Annotated in this window: 15 protein-coding genes and 1 other RNA gene; 7 read left to right on the top strand and 9 right to left on the bottom strand. The window is 39.6% G+C overall.

The genetic code is table 11. From position 1 onward, the window contains the following. Nucleotides 1–35: 35 nt before the first annotated feature. Together ACI7T6_RS00205 and ACI7T6_RS00200 are read left to right on the top strand one after the other, a co-directional pair. A complete protein-coding gene (locus ACI7T6_RS00205; protein WP_404665587.1) occupies nucleotides 36–1,127 on the top strand; it encodes a hypothetical protein in 1,092 nt (363 codons plus the stop codon). Between the two features lie 301 nt (nucleotides 1,128–1,428). After that, nucleotides 1,429–4,938, top strand: coding sequence for an autotransporter outer membrane beta-barrel domain-containing protein (locus ACI7T6_RS00200; protein ID WP_404665586.1), 3,510 nt, complete (start codon nucleotides 1,429–1,431; stop codon nucleotides 4,936–4,938). A gap of 341 nt (nucleotides 4,939–5,279) precedes the next feature. Here the strand turns inward: ACI7T6_RS00200 and ACI7T6_RS00195 are convergent, their stop codons facing one another. Then, nucleotides 5,280–7,532, bottom strand: a complete 2,253-nt coding sequence (locus tag ACI7T6_RS00195) for a hypothetical protein (protein WP_404665585.1) — start codon at nucleotides 7,530–7,532, stop codon at nucleotides 5,280–5,282. A 448-nt stretch (nucleotides 7,533–7,980) separates the two neighbouring features. On the opposite strand from ACI7T6_RS00195, the gene ACI7T6_RS00190 reads away from it, so the two are divergent. Next, on the top strand, nucleotides 7,981–11,907 hold the full coding sequence (locus ACI7T6_RS00190; protein WP_404665584.1) for a secretin N-terminal domain-containing protein: 3,927 nt from the start codon (nucleotides 7,981–7,983) through the stop codon (nucleotides 11,905–11,907). 65 nt (nucleotides 11,908–11,972) lie between these two features. Here ACI7T6_RS00190 and ACI7T6_RS00185 read toward each other — a convergent pair whose 3' ends face one another. Together ACI7T6_RS00185 and ACI7T6_RS00180 are read right to left on the bottom strand one after the other, a co-directional pair. Beyond that, nucleotides 11,973–12,404, bottom strand: coding sequence for a hypothetical protein (locus ACI7T6_RS00185; protein WP_404665583.1), 432 nt, complete (start codon nucleotides 12,402–12,404; stop codon nucleotides 11,973–11,975). A 228-nt stretch (nucleotides 12,405–12,632) separates the two neighbouring features. After that, on the bottom strand, nucleotides 12,633–13,058 hold the full coding sequence (locus ACI7T6_RS00180) for a hypothetical protein (RefSeq protein ID WP_404665582.1): 426 nt from the start codon (nucleotides 13,056–13,058) through the stop codon (nucleotides 12,633–12,635). Between the two features lie 284 nt (nucleotides 13,059–13,342). On the opposite strand from ACI7T6_RS00180, the gene ACI7T6_RS00175 reads away from it, so the two are divergent. Both ACI7T6_RS00175 and yidD read left to right on the top strand, forming a co-directional pair. Further along, complete coding sequence (locus ACI7T6_RS00175; protein WP_404665581.1) at nucleotides 13,343–14,314, top strand: hypothetical protein; 972 nt, start codon at nucleotides 13,343–13,345, stop codon at nucleotides 14,312–14,314. Next, nucleotides 14,304–14,690, top strand: a complete 387-nt coding sequence (yidD, locus tag ACI7T6_RS00170) for a membrane protein insertion efficiency factor YidD (RefSeq protein ID WP_404665580.1) — start codon at nucleotides 14,304–14,306, stop codon at nucleotides 14,688–14,690. Before ACI7T6_RS00175 ends, yidD begins: the two co-directional genes overlap by 11 nt. A gap of 26 nt (nucleotides 14,691–14,716) precedes the next feature. On the opposite strand, the gene der is transcribed toward yidD, so the two are convergent. The 6 genes from der to ACI7T6_RS00140 form a co-directional block, all read right to left on the bottom strand. Next, nucleotides 14,717–16,144, bottom strand: coding sequence for a ribosome biogenesis GTPase Der (gene der / locus ACI7T6_RS00165; protein WP_404665579.1), 1,428 nt, complete (start codon nucleotides 16,142–16,144; stop codon nucleotides 14,717–14,719). Between the two features lie 135 nt (nucleotides 16,145–16,279). Then, nucleotides 16,280–19,957, bottom strand: coding sequence for a DEAD/DEAH box helicase (locus ACI7T6_RS00160; RefSeq protein WP_404665578.1), 3,678 nt, complete (start codon nucleotides 19,955–19,957; stop codon nucleotides 16,280–16,282). Nucleotides 19,958–20,170: 213 nt separating this feature from the next. Beyond that, nucleotides 20,171–21,280, bottom strand: coding sequence for an alanine dehydrogenase (gene ald / locus ACI7T6_RS00155; protein ID WP_404666115.1), 1,110 nt, complete (start codon nucleotides 21,278–21,280; stop codon nucleotides 20,171–20,173). 11 nt (nucleotides 21,281–21,291) lie between these two features. Next, nucleotides 21,292–22,134 (bottom strand): diaminopimelate epimerase, encoded by an 843-nt coding sequence (gene dapF, locus ACI7T6_RS00150; RefSeq protein WP_404665577.1) that lies wholly within the window; start codon nucleotides 22,132–22,134, stop codon nucleotides 21,292–21,294. Between the two features lie 3 nt (nucleotides 22,135–22,137). Continuing rightward, nucleotides 22,138–22,752 carry an ATP-dependent Clp protease proteolytic subunit gene (locus ACI7T6_RS00145; protein WP_404665576.1) on the bottom strand — a complete coding sequence of 205 codons (615 nt, stop codon included), beginning with the start codon at nucleotides 22,750–22,752 and terminating at the stop codon, nucleotides 22,138–22,140. Between the two features lie 41 nt (nucleotides 22,753–22,793). Beyond that, on the bottom strand, nucleotides 22,794–24,278 hold the full coding sequence (locus tag ACI7T6_RS00140; protein WP_404665575.1) for a glycine hydroxymethyltransferase: 1,485 nt from the start codon (nucleotides 24,276–24,278) through the stop codon (nucleotides 22,794–22,796). Between the two features lie 204 nt (nucleotides 24,279–24,482). Between ACI7T6_RS00140 and cdsZ the strand changes: the two genes are divergently transcribed. Both cdsZ and rnpB read left to right on the top strand, forming a co-directional pair. After that, nucleotides 24,483–25,241 (top strand): zinc ribbon domain regulatory protein CdsZ, encoded by a 759-nt coding sequence (cdsZ, locus tag ACI7T6_RS00135; RefSeq protein WP_404665574.1) that lies wholly within the window; start codon nucleotides 24,483–24,485, stop codon nucleotides 25,239–25,241. A 10-nt stretch (nucleotides 25,242–25,251) separates the two neighbouring features. After that, an RNA gene (gene rnpB, locus ACI7T6_RS00130) (RNase P RNA component class A) lies at nucleotides 25,252–25,603 on the top strand. Nucleotides 25,604–25,678 lie beyond the last annotated feature (75 nt).

The following is a 25,678-nucleotide window of genomic DNA, read 5'->3' as shown; positions in this document are numbered from 1 at the left end:
ATTAAACTTGCGTAACAAAGAGCGAGGGATGAAAAATGTTATCATCAAATGCAATTTATAATTTTTTTTCTTACTGTATTTATTCTCCTCAACCCCCTGTTAAAGAGATCCATGCATCTCAAAACAAGGGGCAAAATCCCTCTTGTTTAAATAATCACTATGAATCTATATCAGACAGTAGATCTTTTTCTTCCTCTCCTTCTGAAAATCTTTCCCCCTCTTTTTCTATAAGGCCTGAGCATTCAGATTCTTCTACACATAAAACTCATGTGATATGGAAAAATTTTAAAGGTCTTATTGAAAATCCTCTTCCTTTACTAGGACTACTTTTACTAGGAAATATCTTTATCTACACCAATCCCTCGTACCCTAGATTAAATACTCTGATCCAAAAAGTAACAGATTGCGCTCTTCTTTTTTTAGGAGCCCTCATCGTAGGATTTCTCTTCCCTTCTGATCTAGGAGAGACTCAAAAAAACCTGCCTCCTGAAGAGCCTCTTGTCATCGTGGAAGACCTCCCTCACTTCCAAAATTTTGTTCAATCCCCTCCGATGCAAGGGTATAGGTCATCTTCTTCAAGCACATCCCTCTATCAACAGCCTCCTATTGAGTCTGATTCAATCTCTCTTCAAGAAGACGATATTGCTTTATTCTTAAACAAAGTCAAAGAGTATCTTCTACCGTATCTAGAAAGAGCTTCTGATCAATCGTTTCATCATCTATTTGAATCAGAGTGGGATGAACAGATAGCTTTTGCGCCTCATCAACTCCCTGTGGCTACGATTCAAAACCAAATAGACACTTTAACTCCAAAGATGATGCTGAGTAATAGACTTAGCCCCTCTCCCATTCAAATTTCTTGGCCAGAACTTTCTCATTCCATTTTAGAAAAAATTGTATTCTTGAATGTCTTAAGAAACGTGATTCAAAAGAGTTCTTCGCAAGAGGAGCTTTTTGATTGGTTAAAAGGAATTTTTGAAAGAGAATGCTCTTCTTCCTTAGAAAGCATAAAAGATAAACTCATGCTTGATCTCTTATCCAACAATAAAAATTATTTGTTAGGAAAATGTTTAGAGATGCATGAAGAAGACTCTATTGAGCCCTTTAAACTGTTTCTTTTTTCTTAAAACTCTCCCCCTTTTTAGCTGCATTAATAGCAATTTCCTCCTGTCTGGGAGGTATAGGGCCCATCACATCCTCACTTAAGTCTCCTTTCTAATTCCCTTCACCGCAGCTTTTTGGATAGAGCACAAAAAATTCATCCAATATCGCAACCTAGATTTTTGATCTAAAGGGCTTCCATAAGCCTTCTTCTTCATAGAAAAGAAGAGGAAGTGATCACTCAAACATATATTAAAAATAAAAAAATATTTATTTTATTACATAAAGAGGTTATGGAATAAAGGTTAAACTTAAAAAAGGCCTCCCATGACAAAAGAGAGAAAATATTCAGTCCTATCCCTTGCATTTGGAATCTGTTTAATCGCTCCTCACTCTCTTTGGGGAGATATAGAGACAGCTTCTCCCTCTGAAGAAATCTGGGGAACAATATGGGTTTTTCAAGGAGACCCTATAGATAAACTTGTTGAGGGACCAGTACAGATTCAGCCTATTTTATTAAGTAATACATGTATTGATAATAATGGAGGCGAATTAACCATCTCTATTAATCCCCCTGATGGTTCTTTAAAAATGCGTAATTTTCGTTCATCTGCCATAGTTGGAACAAATAAGGGCATGACGGTTATTAAAAATAATGCCCCTATCTTTTCTAACATTGAGGGAGGGTATGCTTCCTCAGACGGGGGAGTTATTCAGGCCACTAACGGAGCTAGCATTGACATTGAAAAAACAAAAATCAATATAGAAGATAAAGCGATAAGTAGTCAAGGAGTCGCTGCAGCTAGTGGAGGGATCATTAGGCTCCTGAATTGCCCGATGAGTTTAAAGGGAGTAAATGTCTACGGATTAAATGCAAGAGGCCTATATACAAATGCTACTCCATCAGCAATTACATATGAATCAGCTGATATTCATGTAGAGAGTTCAACCATAGGAATAGGAGCTACTTCAGCAAGTGGAGCATATGTGAGTTTAAATAACTCTACGATCAATCTCGTAGCAAAAGACAGTTTCAATCAATCCTATGGATTATCTGCAAGAGGAATAGATAATAACGGAAATCCCTCAACCATTATATGCCAAGGGACTCATATCCAATCATCAGAAGATCCTATCAATACGGTATATGGAGCTGCTGCAGAAATTGGAGGATGTGTTCAATTAAGCACAACATCTATCGATCTACAAGGTAATAACTTTTATGGATTATATGCGAGAGGGAAGGGAAATGCTTCTACCCCATCCACAATTGACTTCCAGGCAGATTCTATTACGCTAAATGGAAATGCAGGAATAGGAGCTTTTGCTGGAAATGGAGGGAAGATTCAATTGGGTCAATCTGATATTCAGGTAAACTCTTCAGGCGGGGGCGCGGGAGCTGCTGCAAAAAGCGGAGGAAATCTTAACTTAACAAGTTCTAGCATTTGGATGAGCGGGCAGACAGATAATTGTTATGGACTCGTTGCAAGCGGGGTAGAGGATAATAAGCCATCAACAATGACATGTACAGATATCCATGTTGCCATAAAAGATCAAAGCTCTAATACAGCCCATGGAGCTTTTGCAGAAGATGGAGGAAATATTCAATTAAGCACAGCTTCTATTGATCTAAGTGGTCATTACTTTTATGGATTATATGCAAAGGGAATGGATAATGACTCTACACCCTCCATCATTAATTTTCAGGGAACTTCTATTTCACTAAATGGGGGAGCCGGGACAGGAGTTTGTGCAAGTCACGGAGGAGTTGTTAACCTCATGGGGGAAATAGAAAGCTCTTCTCCTAAGAGTGTATTCAACATGATGGTTAATGGTCTTGAGCCATCTGATTCTTCTTATGGTCTTTATGCAGATTCTAAAGGAAGCATTGAGATGAGTAATATGGATATGATCATTGGTGCCCCTCTTTCACTAGGAATGGAGGCAATAGATAGGGGCTCATCCATTACCTTAAATAGCGTGAATATGCATTTTTCACAGCCTAATGCTACAGGTGTGAGACTAAGCCATAGCTCCTCCATTAACCTGAATGCATCAACGATAAAAGGCCCACAAACTTTAAGCAAAAGAGGGCATGAACAAAGAGCCTTAAGACTCTCTGAAGAAGCTATTTATCCGGCCATTTACTCAGGCACTACATTAGAGAATGAACGTAACTCTTTTAAGATGACAGATGGTTTAGTCGAAGGGGATTTTACCCATCTCATTTATGCCGATCATTCCCAGCTAGAGGCATCTTTTGAGAGAAGTTCAGTGATCAGTCCCCATCTAAAAACCCCTTTATGTCACGCAACAAAAGATAGCTTAGTGAATATCTACGCATCTGATAACGCTTCTTTAACAGGAGATTTAGAAGGGGAAGGAAATATCCATATCTCTCTTTTAAATGACACCTCTTGGAAGGGAAAAAGATCAGAGGAACTAAAACCTATTGTTCAATTAGAAATTCATCAAAACAGTTTATGGGAGGTAACAGGGAGCTCTTCCATAGATCTTGTGAATCATCAAAGAGGTACGATTGAAATGGCTCCTATCACAGATGCCGGAGCTACTCTTCTTGAAATTGAGGAATATCAAGGAATGGGAGGGAATGTCATTTTAAATACAGCGCTTGGATTTAACAACTCCGCTTCTGACTTAATGACAGTAAATCACTATACAGCAACCAATCCTACAACGCTTACCCTTCGTAATCAAGGCGCTCCTCAAGGGATGGTTTTAAGCCACACCATTCCTCTTATAAAAGTAGCAAAATCTGAGTCCTTAGATGAGGGAGCGTTTGTTTTGGATGAGTTCATGAACGCAGAGGGGTATAACTACACCTTTCAGTACGATCCTCACGACCCCTTTTGGCATATTTGGAGCCTTCAGCTAGAGGAAAACACCGATCACACATCTCTTTATGCAGCGCTTCCCTCTAACGCACTTAGCTACAATTTATCACTCATTGATACATTTCATGAAAGAATGGGGGCTTTACCAAGAGAAGAGAGTTCTACATTATGGAGTCGGTATAGCTATCAAAAAGGAGATGCGCATCAAACGTATCACGGGACTGCTATCCAAAAAGGCAGGTCTTCCTATACCAATCAAACCTTTCAAGTAGGAGCTACTCTCTTATCTAAAAGGCATCAAAATGGACATCAAGATGATGTCGGTGTGTACGGAGCTTTAGGAGAAGCAGCAAGTCACATTTTACCAGAAGGAGCTCCATCTGGTAAAAATAAAATGGTTATCCAGTCAGCTGCTACCTATTGGACCCACTTTGGCCCTTCAAGAGAGTATCTAGATGCTGTGATTCAAGGAAGCTATTACCGTACTCAGTCAGCTGCTTTAAAAAGCCAAGCTAAAACAACGGGCTTTAGCATGACAGGGTCTTTAGAAGGGGGCATTCCTTTTCAAATGAATCTAGGATTTTTCATTGAGCCAGAAGTGCAAATGATTTCACAGCTCATGCATTTACACTCCTTTTCTGAAGGGAATAGCCGTGTTAAACTCAAAAACATATCTTCCTTTGTCACACGGCTAGGCGTAAGAGTTGGTAAAGATTGGCCCCTATCAGAAAAACCTATCTCGATTTGGGCAAGAGGAAGCAGCTATCATGAATGGCTTGGAGGTTCAGAAGCTATTTTTGATCCTCAAGGAAGCTCTACTCCCTTTTCCTTAAAACAACCTAAATCGTGGGGAGAGTTTAATGTAGGGGTAGATGCGGTTTTAAGAGAGGCGCTATCTCTTTATGGAAGTACAGGATATACCACAGATTTTAGCTTAAGTCATGCGTATGATGTAGAGGTAGGCCTAACGTGGAGATGGTAGAAAAAAAGTTTAACTCATCTTCTAAGTACAGAAGTAACGACCTATTTTCTATTCACTCATAAGTCTCTCTTATCCCATGGAAATGAGAAGAGCCAACCTTGTCGATAGGAAATTTTTGAGTGAAATCTATATTCTTGTAGAAGGTTAAAAATATCTCTTTTAATTAAAGGGGGTATTTTTAACCTTAAGGCCCTTAAGCTTTTATTCAATGACTACCTACACTTTAGAACTAGTCAAAGAGATGCCTAAACAATCAACAACGGCATTTTAGCCCTTAAATGGTTCAATGAGAGCAGGGTTAATTATTTTGCAATTTACCTGATCAAGCGTATACACACCTTTCACTCAATCGTCATACTTCTAACAGATTTTTGTTTTTTAAGATGCAATGCGATTTGGTTTAAGTAGTAAGAAGATTCCATATCAATAGAAAATGCTTTAAAAAGTAAATCAATCTTGGATAAGTAAGTCACTCTATCAAATAGAAGAATCGCCTGACCTTCTTTCATCAAATTCGCTGCTTTGAAATAAGCATCAGCTTTTTGAATACCTAGTTGAATCGCTCTTGTATAAAGTTGTTGAGGAGTAAATGTAGCCCCATTTAATAAAGTGATACTTTTTTCTAAAGATACGAGATGACCTAGATGGTAGTAGGTCTCTTTATGATAGGCATCGAGATCAAGAGCCATTAAAAATAGCTCTTTTGGTGAGTTGAATCTCTTCCCTCCAATCTCTAGAGGATTTTTAAATATTGTACCTAAGTAAAAATAGGTCCAAGCTGATTGATGTCCCAGGGATAAAATTTTTAAATAGATGTTTTTCTTGGTCATAGGAGAGGCCTTTTCCCCCTTCAAAGACAAGAAATCTTGTTGATCTCTCTCTGCCTCATCTTCTTCTAAAGTTTGCGCGTAGTGTCCTAATACCTGAATAGCTGTATCAAGAGTCCATTGTTTACCCTGCGCATTATATATCTTGTCGTATACACCCCATGCTGCCTTCTTATAAAGCTCTAACTGAGTGAATTTTTGCCCCTTAATCTCAAGAGTTTCATGAGAAGATATCAATGTTGCTAAATGATAATAGGCAAAAGGGGAATGTTTGTTGTTATCATTAATTATCTCGGTAAAAGAGGAAATAAGTTTTTTTACATGGATTTCATCATGAGGGAAATGTGCTTTAAGAAACTCCGCAAATGCGGAAGCCATATGAATAGAAACTGGATAGCATTCAGCAAAATCGTAACAAAAATATCTTATCCACCTTAGATCCTCATCAGGATCAACCAAATGCGTTCTACTTATCAATAGTAAAATATTTGCAATTTTCTTTATATTTTGACTATCATAGCTACACTCTTGTGCATACATAAAGCATTGTAAAGCCTGCCGTTTAATATGCTTTTCAAGAGAAGAAACTATAAACTTTTTTAAAATAATTGAAAGATATTTTTTGGATTTATCTATAGTTTCAAGCCGGTACCAGCTATCCCAATGAGGAGCTGTGACTAAATAGTGAGCAGCAGAGGAAATGGCTTTTTCAATCGCTATACAAGTCGTTGTAATAGTGTCGTCTGAAAATTGTATGGTCTCATCTTGAACGCTCTGCTCTCCTCCTCTACGGCTTAAAAATCTATTCCTTTCATCTCTATGAATTGAAAATTTTTCCACTTCATCTAAATGTAATATCGCAGCTTCTAAGTTACTAGGATTCATTTGAAACGCTTTGAGAAAAAGATCTGTCACCTCACGATGATGTCTTGCTATTTTAATAAGTCCAAGTCCTACATAAGCTTCATCATTATAAGGATTGAGCTCAAGCGCTTTAAGATAAAGATCTTCTTCTTTGTTAATACCGGGGAGAGAGAAGACTTTTTTTTCTACCCAATCCTTTTCCCCCGGGTCTTCTAGACGCTCATTAAGCATCAAATAATACCTTACTACTTTCCCTAATAAAGCGTAGTTCATGTCATCATTTGGATAGAGTTCAATCAATTTAAGGAAATTATCTACTTCCTTAGTGACACTAAGTGTTCCTTGATATCCATTAGGATAAGTAAATTCTTCAAGAACTGTGTAGTTGATGAACTGATATTCTTTAGCCAACTGTTTATAGATGCATTTCCCTTGAAAATCTCTCTTTGCTGCTTCCTTGAAAATTTCCTCTTGCTCCATGCAGACGTATCTATGTAAAGTATCACTTCTATTCAATAGCTCATAAATACAGTCTTGGTAATTCAGATCTCTTTCTTTACCATAATCCCGAGTTAAAAAAGGGTGCATTCTTCCGTAGTTAAAGACTAAAATCCCATTATTAGGCTCATCATCTATGGCCTTGATCCATCTTTCTGTAGTAATGTGCCGGATCTTTATTATCAAGGTATCAGGATCATTCATGAGAGCATAATCACGGTCTTTTTGGACTAAAGCTGATCCTTGAGAAATATTCTCCTCTCCTGTCTGAAAAGCCTCTATAGAAGCGCTTTTAATTTTCTTCACAGATGAAGCATGTAAAGCATTTTCTAAAGAAGGGTTTTCTTTTGAAACCTCTGAAAGAAGTAAATTTTCATGACTTGAAGAACGGGATCGAATGGTCATCATAGCCTCCTATGGAATGCATGGCAGTGTGAATAAAATTTATGATAATATTCTTTTCAATAAATGCCAAAAGTAAACTTCTTTTGAAATATCCTCTCCTCAAAATGTATAGCCAGCTCTGATTTAACAATTAAGTAGATGGAATTTTTGAGAAAGAGAATAACTTCATGGACCCTAGAAAGGGTGTAAAAAAAGGAAGTTCATCGTGGATGACCTACTTAAGGGCATGAGTCAACACTTAAATTTCATAAAGAGCATGCGTCTCTAGTAAGACTGTGAAGAAAAACTTCCTCTAAAAGGGGATCTTGATTCTCTAGATTAAAAAATTTCTAGAAATAATACCCATTTTATGATCATATAAGCACCTCATTCATAACGACTTAACATCTTAATTAAAGTTTGCTTTTACAATAAAAACCATCTCTTTTAGGATGGCATTTTAATACCTATGCAGAAAAAATTTTCCTTAGACAAACTCATTTTTCAGGTGTCTTCAAAACTTAGTCAGAAGCTAACAGCTGCCTTTGGGCTGCTGCTGCTACACCACAGCTTGCTCTCTCATGACGCTTCATTTGTAAAAGAGGAGTATTATCCAACTCTCGTTTCTTTGACCTCTAAAGCCTCTTCTCCTCTTGGGCAGTTAGATCACCGAGAAGACACTTATACGATTAATTTTAACAGCATTTCTGCAGCAGCTTATGTTCGGTTTGTGAGTAAAATTACCCATTTGAATTTTATTTTTAATGAAGATGAGCTCAATTTTAATGTGACCATTGTCTCTGAAGAGCCTCTATCTCCTCGTAATATCACCTCGACACTCATTCAAATCTTAAGAGTTCATAACCTTGTCGTCTTAGAACAAGAGGGGAATTTACTCATCACATCTGTGAGAAATGTTTCTCAGTTAGCGACAGTCATTAACGAAGATACGCCGCCACATCACTGCGCCTCCCCGCTTGCAACAAAAATATTTCCGGTTAAAAATGCTAGTGTAAATACCATTGCCTCTGTCATTAAGCCCATGCTTTCAGATTCAGCTCTTTTAGAAATATCTCCTGAGACAAGACAAATCATCGTGACAGACATTGTGACAAATCTTGATAAAATTGCCTCTCTTTTAAGCTCCATTGATACGCCCTATACACCTTATGAGGTGAGTTCTTATCAAATTCACTATGGGGATATTGACGAGATCATTAAAACAGCTACGCAAATTTTATCTCCCTTAGCAGAAGGCACTACGCTCCTTTTTATCCCAAGAGAAGATACAGGAACCATTTTCATTGTCTCAGCTCCTCACCTCATTGAAAAATCGCTTCTTCTTTTGAAAAATCTCGATTCTAAAGCGTCACAAGAAGAGAGCCGCCTCCAGCACCATTTATCGGTTTTTCTCTATACCCTTCAACACAAAAAAGGAAACGACTTTCTCATTTCTTTGAAAGACCTTGAAGCGCAAATTGAGAAGCAAGGAGGATCACGTAAGCTCACCGATTCTCTTGCAACAGCCAAATGGATTAAAGACTCAAATTCGATTTTATTCTTAGGAGATGAAGACACCTTAGATAAGCTCAAAAAAATGATGCCTCTTATCGATACCAGGGGGGCTCCAACAGACACGGTTTCTTTACAAACGCATGCATTCATTTATAAAATTAAATTTGCAGATCCTCTTCAGCTGAAAAACTCTTTTCATCAGGTGATGATGGATTTGAAAAAATCTCACCTCCCTGATGAGAAGTTAATTGAGGCGATCAGCTCTTTACAACTGATTAAAGAATCTAACTCGTTAATATTTACAGGAACGGACGGCTCTTTAGCCAAAATTGCCGAATTTCTCAAAATTTTTGATTCTCTTGATACGTCTGATGGAGCTCAGCAAATTTTCATCTATCACCCTAACTACCATAACGGAGAGGAACTCTATCAAGCGTTTAATGAACTGATGGGGCACTTAAGCACAAGTGGCTATAGCGATCCTCTCATGGCAGAGGCTGTGAAAACCATGCAGTGGATGCCCCTTGCTAACGCCATGGTCTTTTCAGGGGCGCCCTCAACGCTTGGCCGGTTAGAAGCGATTGTCACCTCTTTGGATCATGCAAAAGCCTCTTTTTCTGAACAAGAAGCCACCACTTTTTTTATTTATAAGCTAAAAGAGGCAGAGGGCAGCTCTATTCTTAATAACTTAAAGAAAGTGGCCAAAAATCTAGAGAGTTCAGGACAGACGCATCTCAAACTGATTCAAACGTTAGAAGAAGCCACATGGATTCCAGAGAATAATTCGATTTTACTTAAAGGAAAAGCGTCTAGCATTGAGCAAGCTAAAGTATTAATCTCTGAATTTGATTTTCCCTGTTCTGATCCTGCAGCTCTACGTAAAAATACATTTTTTATTTATAAGCCGCTCTTTTTAACGCCGCCTGTCTTTTTAATGACCCTCAAAGACATTGGCACAACACTTCGGTCTTCAGAGTTTATAGAGTCTTCATTACTTATCGCGATTGATAAAGCGCAATACATTGAATCCACTCAAACGGTCGTCTTTACAGGTCATGAAGAGACCTTGCAAAAAATTAAGGAAGTGATTGCTCAAATTGATGTTCCTGTCCCTACCAATAATGTGGTGCAAAATTTAGGACAAGACACCTTTTTGATTTATAAGATTCAAAACGCTCCTGCCTTAGAGCTCATTGCAGCGCTCAAAGATTTAGGAAGTCAGCTTGGGCAAGAAGGCGTACTAGCTCCTGAAGAGCTTGAGGTCATTACCGATCTTAAATACATTAAATCCACTAACTCCCTTCTTTTTACAGGAGATCCTGAAATTTTAAAGAAAGTAGAGAGCATGGTTAAAGACCTAGATACCTCTATACTCATTGAAGCCCCTGAAACAGATAGACAAAACCATTTTGTGGTGTATACCCCGCTTCATCATAGCGGCTCTGATCTCATCCAAATGCTAGATGAGTTTCAAACAAGCCTTATCTCTACAGGGATTGTGAATAAGGAGTTATTTGACACAATATCTCATTTAAAGTGGATTCCAAGAACAAGATCGCTCATCATTTCAGGGAGTTTAACCTCGATTAAAAGTGTCGAAGAGCTCCTCGGGAGATTTGATGTTCCCTCACTTCCTGAAGAGTCTTCTGGAGTCATTGAAACCATTGATAATAGCTCTTTTCTCATCTATAAGCTGCAATATCATCAAGGCAGTGAAATCTTAACAGCGCTTAAACAAATCGGGTTAGATCTAGCTCAAAATAGTTCAGTTGGAGGGCAAAATCTTTTAAGTGCCATTAACTCTCTTCAGTGGATTAAGGTCACAAACTCTCTTCTTGCCTCAGGTCAAGATAACTCTTTAAATAAACTTCAAGAGCTCATGCAAAGTTTAGATGTCCCTTTAAGACAGGTGTTTATTGAAGTGCTTGTGATTGAAACCGATCTCACAAACACCCAAAATTTTGGGCTGCAGTGGGGCGGTAACTTGCAATACCTGAACAAATTTTCTGTAGCAAGTGGAAATTTCCCCCTCTCTTCTCCTAACTCTTTTACCAAAGGGCCCTCTTCAGGAATAATACCCAGTTTACAAACAGCTCTGCAAGCGATGCCCCCCTCTCCTACCAATATCCCGTTTGTCAACGGGTTTGATTTAGGTGTGATTGGAGATTTGATTTTTCATAAAGGAAAGTCGTTTCTCTCTTTAGGAAGCTTAGTGAACGCTCTTCAAACAGATACCGATAGCACAGTGGTCCTTAACCCTCAAATCATTACACAAGATAACCAAACCTCTTCCATTTTTGTAGGCTCTAATATCCCCTTCATTGGATCGCTTGTGACAACAGATTCTAATATCTTATCCTCTTCTTCTAATATCGAATACCGCGATATTGGATTTAATCTCACGGTGACACCCACCATTGGGAGTAATGACATCGTCACTCTTGATATCTCTAATGATATTAGCGAAGTGATTAGTCAGCCAAGCATTGGGCAGGTGAATGCAACAGGATCTTCTACAAGTCAAATCACAGGGATTACCACAAGTCATACCACAATGAATACGAAGGTGCATGTTCCTGATAAACACTTTGTTGTGTTAAGCGGAATGGTTAGAGACTCAAAAGCGAGATTTAAATCCGGGATTCCCTGCCTTGGCGGTCTTCCTATGATTGGAGCCTTTTTCTCTGAAAATGACCGTATCATGAGTAAGCACAATGTGATTATTTTTATGAGACCGCATATTGTTAATACCTATGAAGAGTACAAACTGATTACACAAAATCAAGAAAATAAGTATAAAGAAGCTGCCTCTCAAACCTTTCTAAAAGAAGATTTTGATTCAGGAATTGATATGATTAAAGATATTGATAATGAACCTTAAGAGAACAAAACCTTCTTCATCACTCAATCTCAGTGCAAAATGCGTGAGATCTAAAAAGAGATCCATCACGATTGCAAATATTTATTTATAATTTGATTTCTTAGTTGAATAGAAGGAGCGCTAAGGAGGCTCATTAAAGTGATGACTTTAGCTACTGAAAAAGTCCATTCACGGGAAAATAGAGACTCTTGTGTGATATTAGAAATATAAGAAGCCAGCATGGAGTAAATGACAAAGTAAGATCCCACAACAGGAAACATCGCAAATCCCGTAACAACCGAAAAATTCATCCATTCTGTTGGCCAATCTTTATCTTTTTCCTTATACCGCTTTTCTAAATAGGTAAATAAAGAAAAACTTCCTAAAGCTATCAAAGCCACTGTTGCTAATTTTTTATCCGTAGAAGAAAGGTAAGCACTTTTTCCTAAACAATATTTTATTACAGCAATCCCTGCTGGAATTTCAGCTGGGATCAAGTATTTTGCAATAGCTAACATGAAAAACTCCTTTTCATACAGTAAATGTAAAAATATAGCGGTATCCATTATACAATACATATAAAATTCAGGGAACCTTTCAGAAATGCCCTGAAAAACACCTGCTAATTTTTTTTAATAAAAGGACTTTTTTCAAAAAAAAAGGGAAATACGCCTCCATGGATATCAAAAATGACAAGTAACTCGTGGGGAAAGTGCTTTGATCTCTTCTCTAGATCAAAGAGACATTTACCCAAGCATCTTGCCCATCTGCTCTATAAAATTTTCTCTTCGCTGAACCATAGGAGCGCTAAGTAAGCTGACAATCATGAGCACTTTAGCCATCGATAACATCCACTGACGTGAAAATAGAGGCTCTTTTGTTAAGTGAGGGATTTCAGAAGAGATCAAAATATAAGAAATGCTGTAGGCAGCTGTCAGAGGAAATGCAGCAAGTGCTGCACTCACAAGAAACATACCTTCTTTTCCCCCTTTTTCATCTTGCTTTGCATCCAAATAGTCTAATACATGAATCCCAATAAAAGCGGTAAAAGCAGCAGCTGCAATCTTTTTATCCATGAAAGAGAGGTGAGAACTTTTTCCTAAACAATATTTTATCACTGAAATCCCTGCTGGAAACTCCGCTGGAATCAAGTACTTTGCAATAGCTAACATAAAAAGCTCCTTGAATAAAATGGGTTAACGACTTTTAATTTTATCAGCATAAAACAGGGGGTGAGTTATTTTCCATCTCCTCATTGAACGAAAAAGTCCAAATTTTAGGCATTGAAATTTTCCTAGTAAGCTCTTCTCTTAAAAATCAAGAAAAATAGGCTTAAATTTTATGACGGTTATCTCAAAAATACCCCTCAAATTGTTGTGTTTTCAATGGAAGTTAGACGAATTCTTCTAAATATTGTATGCTACACTCCTTAAGAACTTTTTTAGAGGGTATGATGATGCTATTTTCTTTTCTCCGTAAAACTATACTCTCCTCTCTTTTTACGCCTCTTACTGCTACCTCTCTCATATTAAGCGGATGTTTTCACCCTGAAGAGAGACTTGAGCCGCAGATTCAAATCCATGTGCAAGACACCTACCTTAAATCTCTTCCCTCTTCATTAACGCCTCTATCTCCTATGGAGCAAAAAGAAGAGTGGGCAAATGAATGTAAGATCGGAAAAGGGTTTGCCAAAGAGCTAGATCTTTACCAAGCGATGACAGCCTTTAAAAGAGCTGCATTTTTACTCCCTTCTCAAGAGACGACAAGGCTTTTAGAACTGAATTACATGGTGTGTCTTAGCTATTATCTAGGAGGTAAATATCAAAGTGTCTTAAATCAATTTGAACTATCTCCTCTAAAAACTACCACCCCTCTTTTTAAGCCGTATCAAGATCTTTTGGTGATGCTGTATGACTCTAGCTTACAGCTAGGTAAAGAAGAAAAAAAAGAAACCTTGATTAAATACATGGAGTCTTACTGCCCTTTAGTTGCTGATAAACTCCTCATCATAGAGGCGCTAAGAACAGCTGACTTTCCCTTTTTATTAGAGACTCAAGAAGATCATCCAGAAATCAAAACGGTGCTAACAGGTTTTTTTCAGCATAAAAAATCGTCTTCAAAAGCGCAGCTTCTAAACGCTATACTTCCCGGATCTGGCTATCTTTATCTGAATCAAAAGCAATCTGCCATCACCGCTTTCTTACTCAATACCTTATTTACCTGGGGCTCAGTCTATAGCTTTCAGCACCATAACACAGCCCTTGGCCTCATCTTAGCCGGATTTGAAGCAGGATGGTACTTTGGAGGTATTCACGGTGTTAAAGATGAAGTGAAGCTGTATAATGAAAGGGTTTATGAAGCGTATGCCATCCCTATGATGAATGAATACAAATATTTCCCTATTTTTATGTTAAGCTATGGTTTTTAAACTGTTTTTATTTTTCTTACCGCTCTCTTTGTTTTCGCTTCCTGGGTATGAAGAGCCTTGGGGAAAAGATAGCGATCTCTCTTTCTTTCCTAGGAAAAAGTCCTCTCAGCAGACAGCTAGTTCTCTTTCTCCCCTAGCTTATGGCATGAAAAGGGTGATTGTATTTCATCAACAGGTGATATCTCCTGTTGATGGTCCAAGAAGCCATTTTAGACCGTCAAGCTCCACCTATATGCTCCAAGCCATTCAAAAACATGGCTTTTTTAAAGGGTATATTATGGGATGTGACAGGTTATTACGAGAAAATAGCGACCCGTGGGTCTATAGAACAAGATATATTCATAGAAAAATATGGAAAATAGACCCTCCCCGGTAAGGGAAGGGGTTCATAGAGAAAAAGAGTTACTCGAAATCGCCGTGTTCTAAAGGCTCTTCAAACTCTTCACTTTCTTCAAAGGTTTCTGTTTCTTGCAAGTGAGGCACTTCTATAGCTGAATCTTTAATCGTTTGACTTCCCGCTCTTGACCTATGTTTTAACACAAAGAGAATCGGGTTTCCTGTAAACTTATACTGCTTTCTAAAGCACCGAATTAAATACCGTTTATACGTCTCTAACATCAGCGTTGGATAGTTTACAAATAATACAAATGTCGGAGGCTGCGTCTCCACATGCGTCATGTAGTAAATACGGAGCCGCTTTCCTTGAATCATCGGAGGGTGATAGAGCTGAATGGTTCTTTCAATGAATTTATTCAGCTGACCTGTTGTGATGCGCTCAGTCTGATATTTTCTCACCTCTTGAATGAGATGCGGAAGCTTATCTAAATTTCTTCCTGTATGCGCTGAGGCAAAAATGATGGGGCAGTGAATGAGGAAGCTAGCTTCATATTGCACTGATTTTAAGCAGTGCTCCATCCGAAACCCTTGAATGAGATCCCACTTATTGAAAATCAAAATGCACCCTTTCCCGCTCTCTTCAATAAGACTTGCAATCTTTTTATCTTGCGCAGTGAGCCCTTCTGGTCCTTCAATCACAAGCACACAGATGTCTGCTCTTTCAATCGCTTGTGCTGTGCGAATCGCTGCAAATTTATCCACCACTTCATGTTCAGATTTTTTGCGCCGAATCCCTGCTGTATCAATGAGCGTCATCTCAACGCCATTTAAGGTAATATCTGCATCAATGGCATCTCTTGTCGTTCCTGCAACAGGACTGACGACCGATCTCTCTTCTGCAAGAAGATGGTTAATGATGGTGGATTTCCCAACATTTGGTCTTCCAACAATTGCCACTTTAATCCGGGAAGACTCTATTTCTTCTAGTTCTTCTAACTCAAGTCCTTGAAGCGCTGTTTCTAAAAGTTCTGCTAAATGCAGGCCGTGAAGAGCAGATACCCCGATCACATTTTCAATCCCTAGAGCGTAAAACTCATAAGCTTCTTGCATCATGGAGTAGTCATCTACTTTATTGACCGCAAGAGTGAGTGTTTTCCCTTTTTTCATGAGAAGTCTTGCGACAAATTCATCAGCAGGAGTGACGCCTGCTTTTCCATCTACAACCATTACAACAGTGTCTGCTTCTTCTAAAGCAAGGGCTACTTGTTTTTGAATTCCCTCTTGGAAAGGTAGGTTAGGGTCTAAAGCAATCCCTCCCGTATCAATCACGTCGATAAGATGTCCAAAAACCTCTGTCTCTCCATAGATTCGATCTCTTGTTGTCCCTTCTTCATCATCCACAATGGAGATTCTTTTGCGGCAAAGCCTATTAAAAAGCGCTGACTTTCCCACATTTGGTCTACCGACCAAAGCTAACTTAATTTTATGTCTCACATCTTATCCATTCTTAAGGAAAGAGAGTGTATCTCTTTTTCAGATAATTTAAAATAAAAACAAAAATTTTGTTATAAATGTAAGGTTTTTTATTCAGTCAGTAACCCTCTTGATTTGTTTCAAAAGAAAGCGGTGTTATTCTTCATGATGGGTTTCAATCAGTTGTAAAAGACGAATCAGCTCATCGCGGCTAAGGGTTTTAATGACCGCTTGATCATCATACCCTAAAATATCTTCTACAAGAGTGAGCTTTCTTTCAATGAGGTGGTGTATTTTTTCTTCTAAGGTAGACCGGGTAATCATTTTAAACACCTGAACGCCCCTACACTGCCCCATGCGGTGAATACGGTCTGTCGCTTGATTTTCTTTTGCAGGATTCCACCATCTGTCGTAATGAATCAGCACTGAGGCAGAAATGAGATCAATACCCACCCCTGCAGCTTGTAAAGACCCTACAAAAATTTCACACTGAGGATCGTTTTTAAACCGCTCCACTTGCTCTTTACGGTCCCGTGTAGAGCCCCTAATGGAGGCGTATTGAATGTTTTCTTGTTTAAGATAGTGTTCAATGATATCAATCATTCCTAAATATTGAGAAAACACAACAAGCTTTTGACCGCTCATCCTCGTTTGTTGTAAAAGATCTACAAATAAATCCCACTTTCCAGAAGCGTGCTTTTGATAACTACTTTCTTGATTTAAATAGAGCGCTGGGTGGTTACAAATCTGTTTCAGCTTGGTTAAAAGCGCAAATACATGCAGATAAGGAGCTGGCTTACTCACATCATGTAGCATAGGAAGAAGCTGATCTTTAGAAGCTAGATACACCTCTTGATACAGTTTTTTTTGCTCTTCTGAAAGCGGCGCGTAAGCAATGGATTCCACTTTTTCTGGAAGCTCTAAGAGCACCTCTGTTTTTTTTCGTCTTAAAACAAACGGCTGGATGAGTCTTGCCAGCATCTGTTTTTTCTCAGGATCTTGCTGCTTTTCAATTGGATGGACAAACAGTTCTTTATAGACCGTTTCTGTAGGCATATAACCTGGAAGCACGACATCAAAGAGCGCTTTAAGCTCAAGAAGATGGTTTTCAATCGGAGTTCCTGTTAACCCAATCCGGGTTTTGACTTGGATGTTTTTTAGCGCTTTATGGGTTTGAGAGTGGTGATTTTTAGCGGTTTGAATTTCATCAAAGATCGCAATGGAAAAAGGAAGATCCCCAAGTCCTTCTTTTTGAGACCGAAGCGTTCCATAAGATGTGAGGAGAAGATCAAATTTTTCCTGAAAATCTTCTAATGTTCTTTGAGCGCCGTAATAAATACAAATTCTTAAATGCGGTAAAAACCTCTCCAAAAGATCTTGCCAGTGAAAAATCACCGATGTGGGACAGACGACAAGAAATTTACCCTCTTTATCTTCATGAAGAGCTGCCACTAAAAGCGCCATCGCTTGGTGCGTTTTCCCAAGACCCATTTCATCACAGAGAAGGCCAGAGAGGCCGTAGGAGTGAAGAAACCATAACCACTTGAGACCTGCTAACTGATAAGGACGAAGGGTACTTTTAAGCCCGTTGATACAAGGAGGTGTTGACGGCTCCATCAACTGCAATCTTTTCCACAATATCAAACTTGCCTCATCTTCTGGAGGTAGCGTTGGATCTAAAGCTAAAAGATGCAAAAGCTCTAAGGTAGTTAGTGAGATGAGCTCTCCTTTTTTTAGCCACCTTTTTTTAGGTAAATTTTTCAGCCAATTAAACCGAGAAGATTTTAAAATAATGAGCCCAGCTGATGAGAAAAGATACCGTTTTCCTTCTCCTAACGCTTTCCAAATATCATAAGGGAGTAACTCTCCAATAGCTGTTTGATAAAGAAGCTTAACTGACCAATACCCCTCTTTTTCTTGAGAGAGCAGCTCAAGTTTAAGCTCAAGCGTATCTGGTTTTTGAAGCCTCACATCAAAATCCATGATATACGGTCTTAAAGCATCGATTTCATAGGCGACAAAATACGGCTCTGTTTGATCATCAATCTCAAGAGGTTGAAAATAAGGAGAGGGGAGCTTCATCTGCGGAGGTATAGGAGCAAACCCTTGCCCTTTAACAAATGAGTAGTCTGCAAATAAACTCACCTCTTCACTTTTCACGCCCGGATAAAAATGGTAAAAAGGAGACACTTCAATCTTATTATTTTGATTTAATGCGATTTTAAGTCCTGACGAATGGACAGGAGAGTGCTCTGTAAAAAAGCCGTTAACCGATTCAAGTTCTTCTTTATGATCTTTGATGAACTGATTGATGCATTCTTTTTTAATCATTAAATTCGGTTTTAAAAAAGGAGATACGCGCATCTGATCTTTGGCATAAAACCCTCTTCCTTTAATGTAAATCCACTCAGGAAAATCAATGACTGCCTCTCCTTGATCAATGAAATCAAGCTTGGATTGAAATTTAAGCCCCTCTTGAGTCAGCTCATACCCAAGAGCTGAATCAATGCAGGTGATATGCGTTTCAAACCCTTCATATCCATGAAGCCAGTGGCGATGGCGAGAAACAAAAGAAGACACTTCTTCAGCAGAAATAACGGTTTGTGCTTTAGGAAAAAGCACCTGATCTAGCTGAAAAAAACCTTTTTCTGGAAGATAGGCCCAAGAGCCAAATTGCCCAGCTCTCTCTTCTTCTAAATCCCCTTTTTCAAAGAGATATCCTGTGATCACAAGCGCATTTTCTTCATTAAAGGCAAGGTGGTATTTTACAGGTATCATCTCTTCATGAATCAGAGCCCCTTCCAGATGATTTTTCAGTAAAAAATGGTGCTTATGTAAAAACTCTCCGATATGATTTGAAGAAATCACCTTTTCTTTCAAAAGAGGATCGACATAAGAGGGGATAAACCCTTGTCCTGGAATGTAAATCCACTCTCCTATGAGTTGACAACTCTTCTGATCTCTTCTTGCAGAATCTAGACAAAGATCAAGATGAAACGCTTGCTCTTTTTCATCGTAATTAATTTTTTTAATTTGTTGATCAGATGTTTTTTGCACCTCTAAAGGAGAGTTAACGGTTAAAAGAGCGGGGATCAGGCCTGGCCAGTTGGCCTCTGCGATATAGAAGAAAAACTTGAGATGGGTAAATTCAATCACCATCTCTTTGGGAAGTGTCGTTAAATCCCCTCCAAAACGGATCTGATACGGCTGATTTTCTTCTTGCTCTTGAAAGCACCCCTTGGCAATATCTGACCAAAAAGAGAGCTCAAAGGAGAGCTCAGGAGTTGGCATCCCTGCCTTCCAAAGGGAGAGCTCTTCGGGGTCTAAATTAGAAAACTTCAGAGAGGTTTCTTCTGTTTCTTTCTTTCTTTCCGCAATGAGGGTTTTTAATTGTTTTTTTCCTGTAGGGGTTTTAGCCTCAACTGAAAAAAGCTTTTTTCCTATTGGAGAATTCGCATAAAAGGTGTGATCTGACACCCTTTGTAACCCTTCAGGATCTTCTCCATGCCGCCTCATCGCAAGACGGCAAAGCGCGCTCCATAAAGAGTGTTGAAAACGGATATGTAAAGGCTCAGTCTGATGATTAAAAATCCGGATCCATGCTGCTGCCTCATGGATACAGCCTGTTTGATCTTCTGTGTGATCACAGGTGCAAAAGTGGTCCTTGAGTTCACAGCTATCTGACACTTGAAGAAAAGGCCAGAAGGTGTCTTTACCCACTTTCACCTCTACTTGATAAGTGCCCCCAGAAAATACAATTTCCCCGGCACATCCCTCATCAAGAAGCTGTTGCCCTTTTTTTAAATTCTCTTCTAAGAAAAAACGGTGTGGCATTCCTCTCTCACTTCGTTAAGCACTCAAGTAGATGCTCATTCATAGACTTAAAAAACTTCAAAAGCCCCTATCCAATAGGGGCTTTAAGGACCCTTAAGCTATTATCCTTCAATCAGATCTTCAAAGATCACAGCCTATTAAAAGCTCTCTAGATTTATACGATAAGGTAATACAGCATTTTTTATCATAAAAAAATAGCTAGAGCTCTCTTCCTTAAATCACACTTTCAGGGGTGACATACCTATAGCCTAAGTCAGTTGCCACAGGCTCATTTGTCACATGCCCTTTAAAGAGGTTAAGCCCTGCCATAAGTCCTGGGTCTTCTTGAAGCGCCTCTTTATACCCTTTATTAGCAATTTTGAGCGCGTACGGCATCGTGGCATTAGTTAACGCAATCGTTGAAGTTCTAGCGCACGCTCCTGGCATATTCGCAACGCAGTAGTGAACAACACCCTCTACATGGTAAATCGGATGGGAGTGCGTAGTGGCCCTAGATGTTTCACAGCACCCTCCTTGATCAATTGCCACATCGACAATGACAGACCCTTTTAGCATCTTTTTCACCATCGCATGGGTGATGAGCTGAGGAGCGAGTTTTCCCGGGATGAGGACAGCTCCAATCACAAGATCGGATGTTGTGACATGTTGTTCAATGGAAGAGGGGGAGGCAAAGACCGTCTTTAACCTGGGGCCATAGAGATTATCTAGCTCTCTTAATCTTGATAAATTGTTGTCTAGAATCGTCACATCCGCTCCTAACCCAAGCGCCATTCTAGCAGCTTGTGTTCCCACCACTCCGCCTCCTAAAACAGTCACTTGAGCCGGAAGCACACCTGGAACGCCGCCTAAAAGAGTGCCTCTTCCTCCGTTAATCATGTGAAGGGCATTAGCCCCTGCTTGAACGGCAATTCTTCCGGCAATTTCACTCATAGGAATGAGAAGAGGAAGTCTTCCTTGACGGTCTGTCACGGTCTCATAAGCAATGGCGATCACTTTTTTATCAATAAGATTTTTTGTTTGAATAGGATCGGGAGCTAAGTGGAAATAACAAAAGAGAATTTGTCCTTCTTTAAGAAGAGGAAATTCACTTTCTTGAGGCTCTTTCACTTTAATCACCATTTCAGCAGAGTAAACTTCTTCTCTACTACTTACAATCCGAGCGCCTGATGTGATGTACATCTCATCAGAAAAACCAATTGCTTCCCCAGCTTTTGTCTCAACCATCAAATGGTGGCCAGCTTGCACTAAAGCGTGCACCATCTCAGGGGTGGCCCCTACTCGGTACTCTTTATCTTTAATCTCTTTAGGAATGCCAATTGTCATCTGATGTTTTGTCATGGGATGCTCCTCATTTTTTTAGACAGCTCATTGTACATGATTGATCCATGAAAAACAAATGTTGCTTTGCCATGCAATTTCATATGGTCTTCATCACACTCTACAACGATTTTTTCCCCTGAAAAAGGCACCACCTGTACGCTCCCTTTAAGGTCGTATTTCTTCCTTGCTAAAACAGCAGCAGCTGCTGCTGCTGATCCGCAAGAGAGTGTCTCTTGTTCAACCCCTCTCTCAAAGGTTCTGATATAAAGCCCCTCTTCTTTTAACACTACAAATGAAACATTTGATCCCTCTTCCCCCATGAAAAAGTGGCGTCTTACTCTTGGAGCTAAGCGTAAAAAATCGTCATGATGATCGGTAAATGTCACGCTATGAGGAACGCCGGTATTAATTCCATAAAAATCATACCCTTCAATCCTCACTGGCTCCTCATGGATCAAATGGTAAGGGCCCCACTCAACCGTTAAAGACTCTTCCTTAATTGATCCATCAGGGGATTTCTGGAGGGATTCATGAATTGATCCATATGCAATATGGTCTCCAATCTCAATGGATAAAGACGTGCTCATGAGTTTATGCCGTGAGGCAAAATGGGTGAGCGACCGGAGTCCATTTCCGCACATAGAGGCCTCTTTTCCATCCGCATTAAAAATACGCATACGGAAATTGGCTCTTGAGGAGTTTTGAAGCAGGAGAACACCATCTGCTCCAATCCCTTCTCTTCGATCACAAAGATGCAAAATAAAGGAGGGACCAAGAAGAGCGATACGCTCTTCTCGGTCATCCATTACGATAAAATCGTTGCCAGAAGCGTGATATTTATCAAAAGGGAGCAGCATTAATTACAGCTCATTAAACGACGTGATAATCCCATCAATTAAACCAAACTGGAGAGCATCTTCTGAAGAAAACCACCGGTCTCTATCAATGGCTTGACTCACCTCTTCGACCGTTTTTCCTGTGGCTTTTACATAGATGTCAATGATTTGCTTGCGTGTTTTTAAGATCTCTTCTGCTTGAATGGAAAGATCACTTGCTTGCCCTTGGATCACTCCCATGATTCTGGGTTGGTGAATCATAATCCTTGCATGCTGTGTTGCAAACCGTCTTCCAGGAGCTGCGCATAAGCTTAAAATAGAGCCCATCGAAGCTGCAAGCCCGGTGATAAGCGTTGTGACAGGAGATGTGATCATTTGAACCTGGTCCCATATCGCAAACCCAGAATCCACCGATCCGCCGGGAGAGTTGATCACAAGAAGGATGGGTTTACCTGGATCAGAAATCTCTAAATACCACAGCTTACGAATCACATCTTTGGAAGTTGCCCCGTCTACGGCATCACAGAAAAAAATTCTTCTCTCTTTTAAAAGAGCTGCATCAATTTTTGCATCTATACTCCCTGATGGAGCAAGAGGCTTTTGGGGTGTTTCATCATCATCTTCTTCTAATATGTACATATCGCCTCGTTTTTTTTCTTATTATCAAGTGGATTAAATTTTCAATCAACGATCACTTCAGGATAGAGAGGAAAACTTTTTAAAAGTTCCTGCATTTCTTTTTGAACCGTGTGAAGCACATGCGGCATCACAGTCACTTTTGCAAGACTCATAGAGCCTGTTTTTGGATCCCTATCAGGGGTGGCATGCTTTAAAATCTTCACGATCCATGAAGCGATTTGCTTCATTTCAGGCTCTTTCATGCCAAGGGTTGTCATTGCAGCTGGCCCTATCCGGATCCCTGAAGTGTACCACGGCCCCGCTTCATCAAAGGGAACCATGTTCCTATTCACGGTCACATGCCCCTCTCTTAAAGCGGTCTCTGCTTGTCTCCCTGTCAGCCCAAAGCTTTTTTTCACATCAAAAATGAGGAGGTGATTATCGGTTCCCCCCGTTGTTACGGTAATATTTTCTTTAAGTAGCTCTTCGGCAAGGGTTTTAGCATTCTTCACAATTTGATTGGCATAGAGAGAAAATTCAGGAGTACTTGCCTCTTTGAAAGCAAGCGCTTTCGCTGCCATCACATGAGGAAGAGGGCCTCCTAAAACAAGAGGGCATCCTTTATCAATCACTTCTTTATAGGTTTTTTGACACAAGATCAAACCGCCTCTTGGACCTCTAAGCGTTTTATGCGTTGTTGATGTCACCACATGGGCAAAAGGGATGGGGTTGTAGTTTCCTGTGCACACATGACCTGCAACAAGCCCTGCAAAATGAGCCATATCGACCATGAGAGTTGATCCTACAGAATCTGCAATTTCTCTTAAAATCGCAAAGTCAATGAGTCTTGGATAGGCAGAATACCCTCCAATTAAAATCGCTGGCTTTTCCTCTTTCACAAGCTTTTGAAGCGCTTTATAATCGATGAGGCCAGTTACAGGATCTACATCGTAAGAAACAGACTGCATCATTTTTGAAGAGAGATTGTGCCGAAATCCGTGGGTTAGGTGTCCACCTGATCTTAACGACATCCCCATCACCTTTTGACTCATCATGATCTGCCGCATCTTTTCATACTCATCAGGGGTCATTTCATCTACTGTTTTTTTCCCCAGTCTTGCAATTTCAGGAGTTTGAATACGGTGCACAAGGATAGACCAAAAAGCGACAAGATTGGCATCTGCTCCTGAATGGGGCTGAACATAGGCGTGATCACATCCAAAGAGTTTTTTCAGTTCATCGGTTGCAATCTGTTCAATCGAATCGACATTATCACACCCTGCATAAAACCTATGAAAAGGAAACCCTTCGGCATATTTATCGGTTAAAAGATTGCCCATGGCCATTTGAACAGGAAGAGAACAAAAGTTTTCAGAGGCGATCAGTTTAAGATGCGATCTTTGATCTTTTAGCTCTTGAACAATCAGCTGTGCAATTTCAGGCGAGGTTTTTTGAATGGTGTCGAGGGCTGCTGCATACGAAATGCCCTCTGATGTCCTCTTGGACTCAGGGACTTTGGAGAAATAGTTTTGAAGGTAAGGTGTCATAAAACCTCTTTTTACAAGATTTTGCAAGCAAATCGCTTGAATAGGTTAGGTTGATTCTGACAGAAAAGGGCTATTTTATGCGACTTTATATCTGCTATACCCCCCTTTTCATTTTAAAGATACCCCCTTCTATGAATTTCTACTTGAGGAGAAACAAAATCTGGCTATAATCTAATAGATTGAAAAGATAAGGATACTTAAGCGATGAAAGAAGCTCTAAAGACGATTTTAGACATCCAAGAACTCGATATGAAGATGCTACGTCTGATTCGAGTTAAAAAAGAAAGGCTCCAAGAAATCGAGCAAATCGAAGCTCTTCGCCAAGACCTTCACCAACAAGTTGTGGAAAAAGAAAAAGAGATTGCTCAGCTCTCTCAAGAAATTTTAATGCTTGAGCAAAAAATTCAAGAAATTGTTGATAAAATTAAAAAACTTGAAGCTCATCAAGGAACGGTTAAAAAAGTTGAAGAGTTTAACTCTGTAACGCAAGAGATGGCTGCTTTAGAAAAAGAGCGTGCCTCAACAGAGCTTAAAGTTTCAGATCTTGTAGATAAAAAAGTGAGTGAAGAAGAGATCCTTGGCAAAATTAAAGAAGGGCTCTTAGCTTCAGAAGAAAATAGCTTAGCTCTTGAAAAAGAGATTAAAGAAACCATTCAATTGATTAATCAAGAAGGGCGCGATCTTAAAGCCGAGCGTGACGATTTAGCCAAAACAGCAGATGTTGAAGTGTTAAAAATCTATCAAAGGCTCTTTACCAATAAAAAAGACCGCGTTGTTGTGCCTTTAGAAAATAGAACCTGTAGCGGGTGCCATATTGCGCTCACTGCTCAACATGAAAATGTGGTGCGTAAAGGCAATAACCTTGTGTTTTGTGAACACTGCTCACGTATTCACTACTTCAAATCTGAAGAAGAAACACACGAAGGGTCTACTGCAAAACGAAGACGCAAGCGTCTTAACTAGAAGCACTTTGAGGGGAAAGTAGGCAATCGCTGGTAGAGAAATCTACTGGAGGAAAGTCTGGACTTCATAGGAGAAGATACCAGTGAAAGACTGGGGGCCGTAAGGCTACGGAAAGTATCACAGAAAACATTCCGCAGTAGGGACTTTAACTACTGACAGGCTGAAAATAAAGGCTTTAAGAGCCTTTCACACGGATTGAAAAATCCGGTGCGATAAACCCTATCTGAAGCAAGAAATTAAGCTTTTAGACTCTTGTGTTCTCCGCACATAAAAGCTTACAAATCGCTTGAGGGCTTTGGCGACAAAGCCCCTAGAGGAATGATTGCCCAAGACAGAATCCGGCTTATCGCTTCCCCCTCTTTTTTTTCACATCTCTTTTCTTCTTCGTGATTTTTAGGGATGTATTTGTCTCTTCTTTCGCTTAAAAAATAAATATC

Origin of the sequence: Rhabdochlamydiaceae symbiont of Dictyostelium giganteum, assembly GCF_964291045.1 — a bacterium.
Lineage (GTDB): Bacteria > Chlamydiota > Chlamydiia > Chlamydiales > Rhabdochlamydiaceae > PALSA-1444.
The sequence above is the reverse complement of the archived record's forward strand: the minus strand, read 5'-3'. Positions and strand labels throughout refer to the sequence as shown.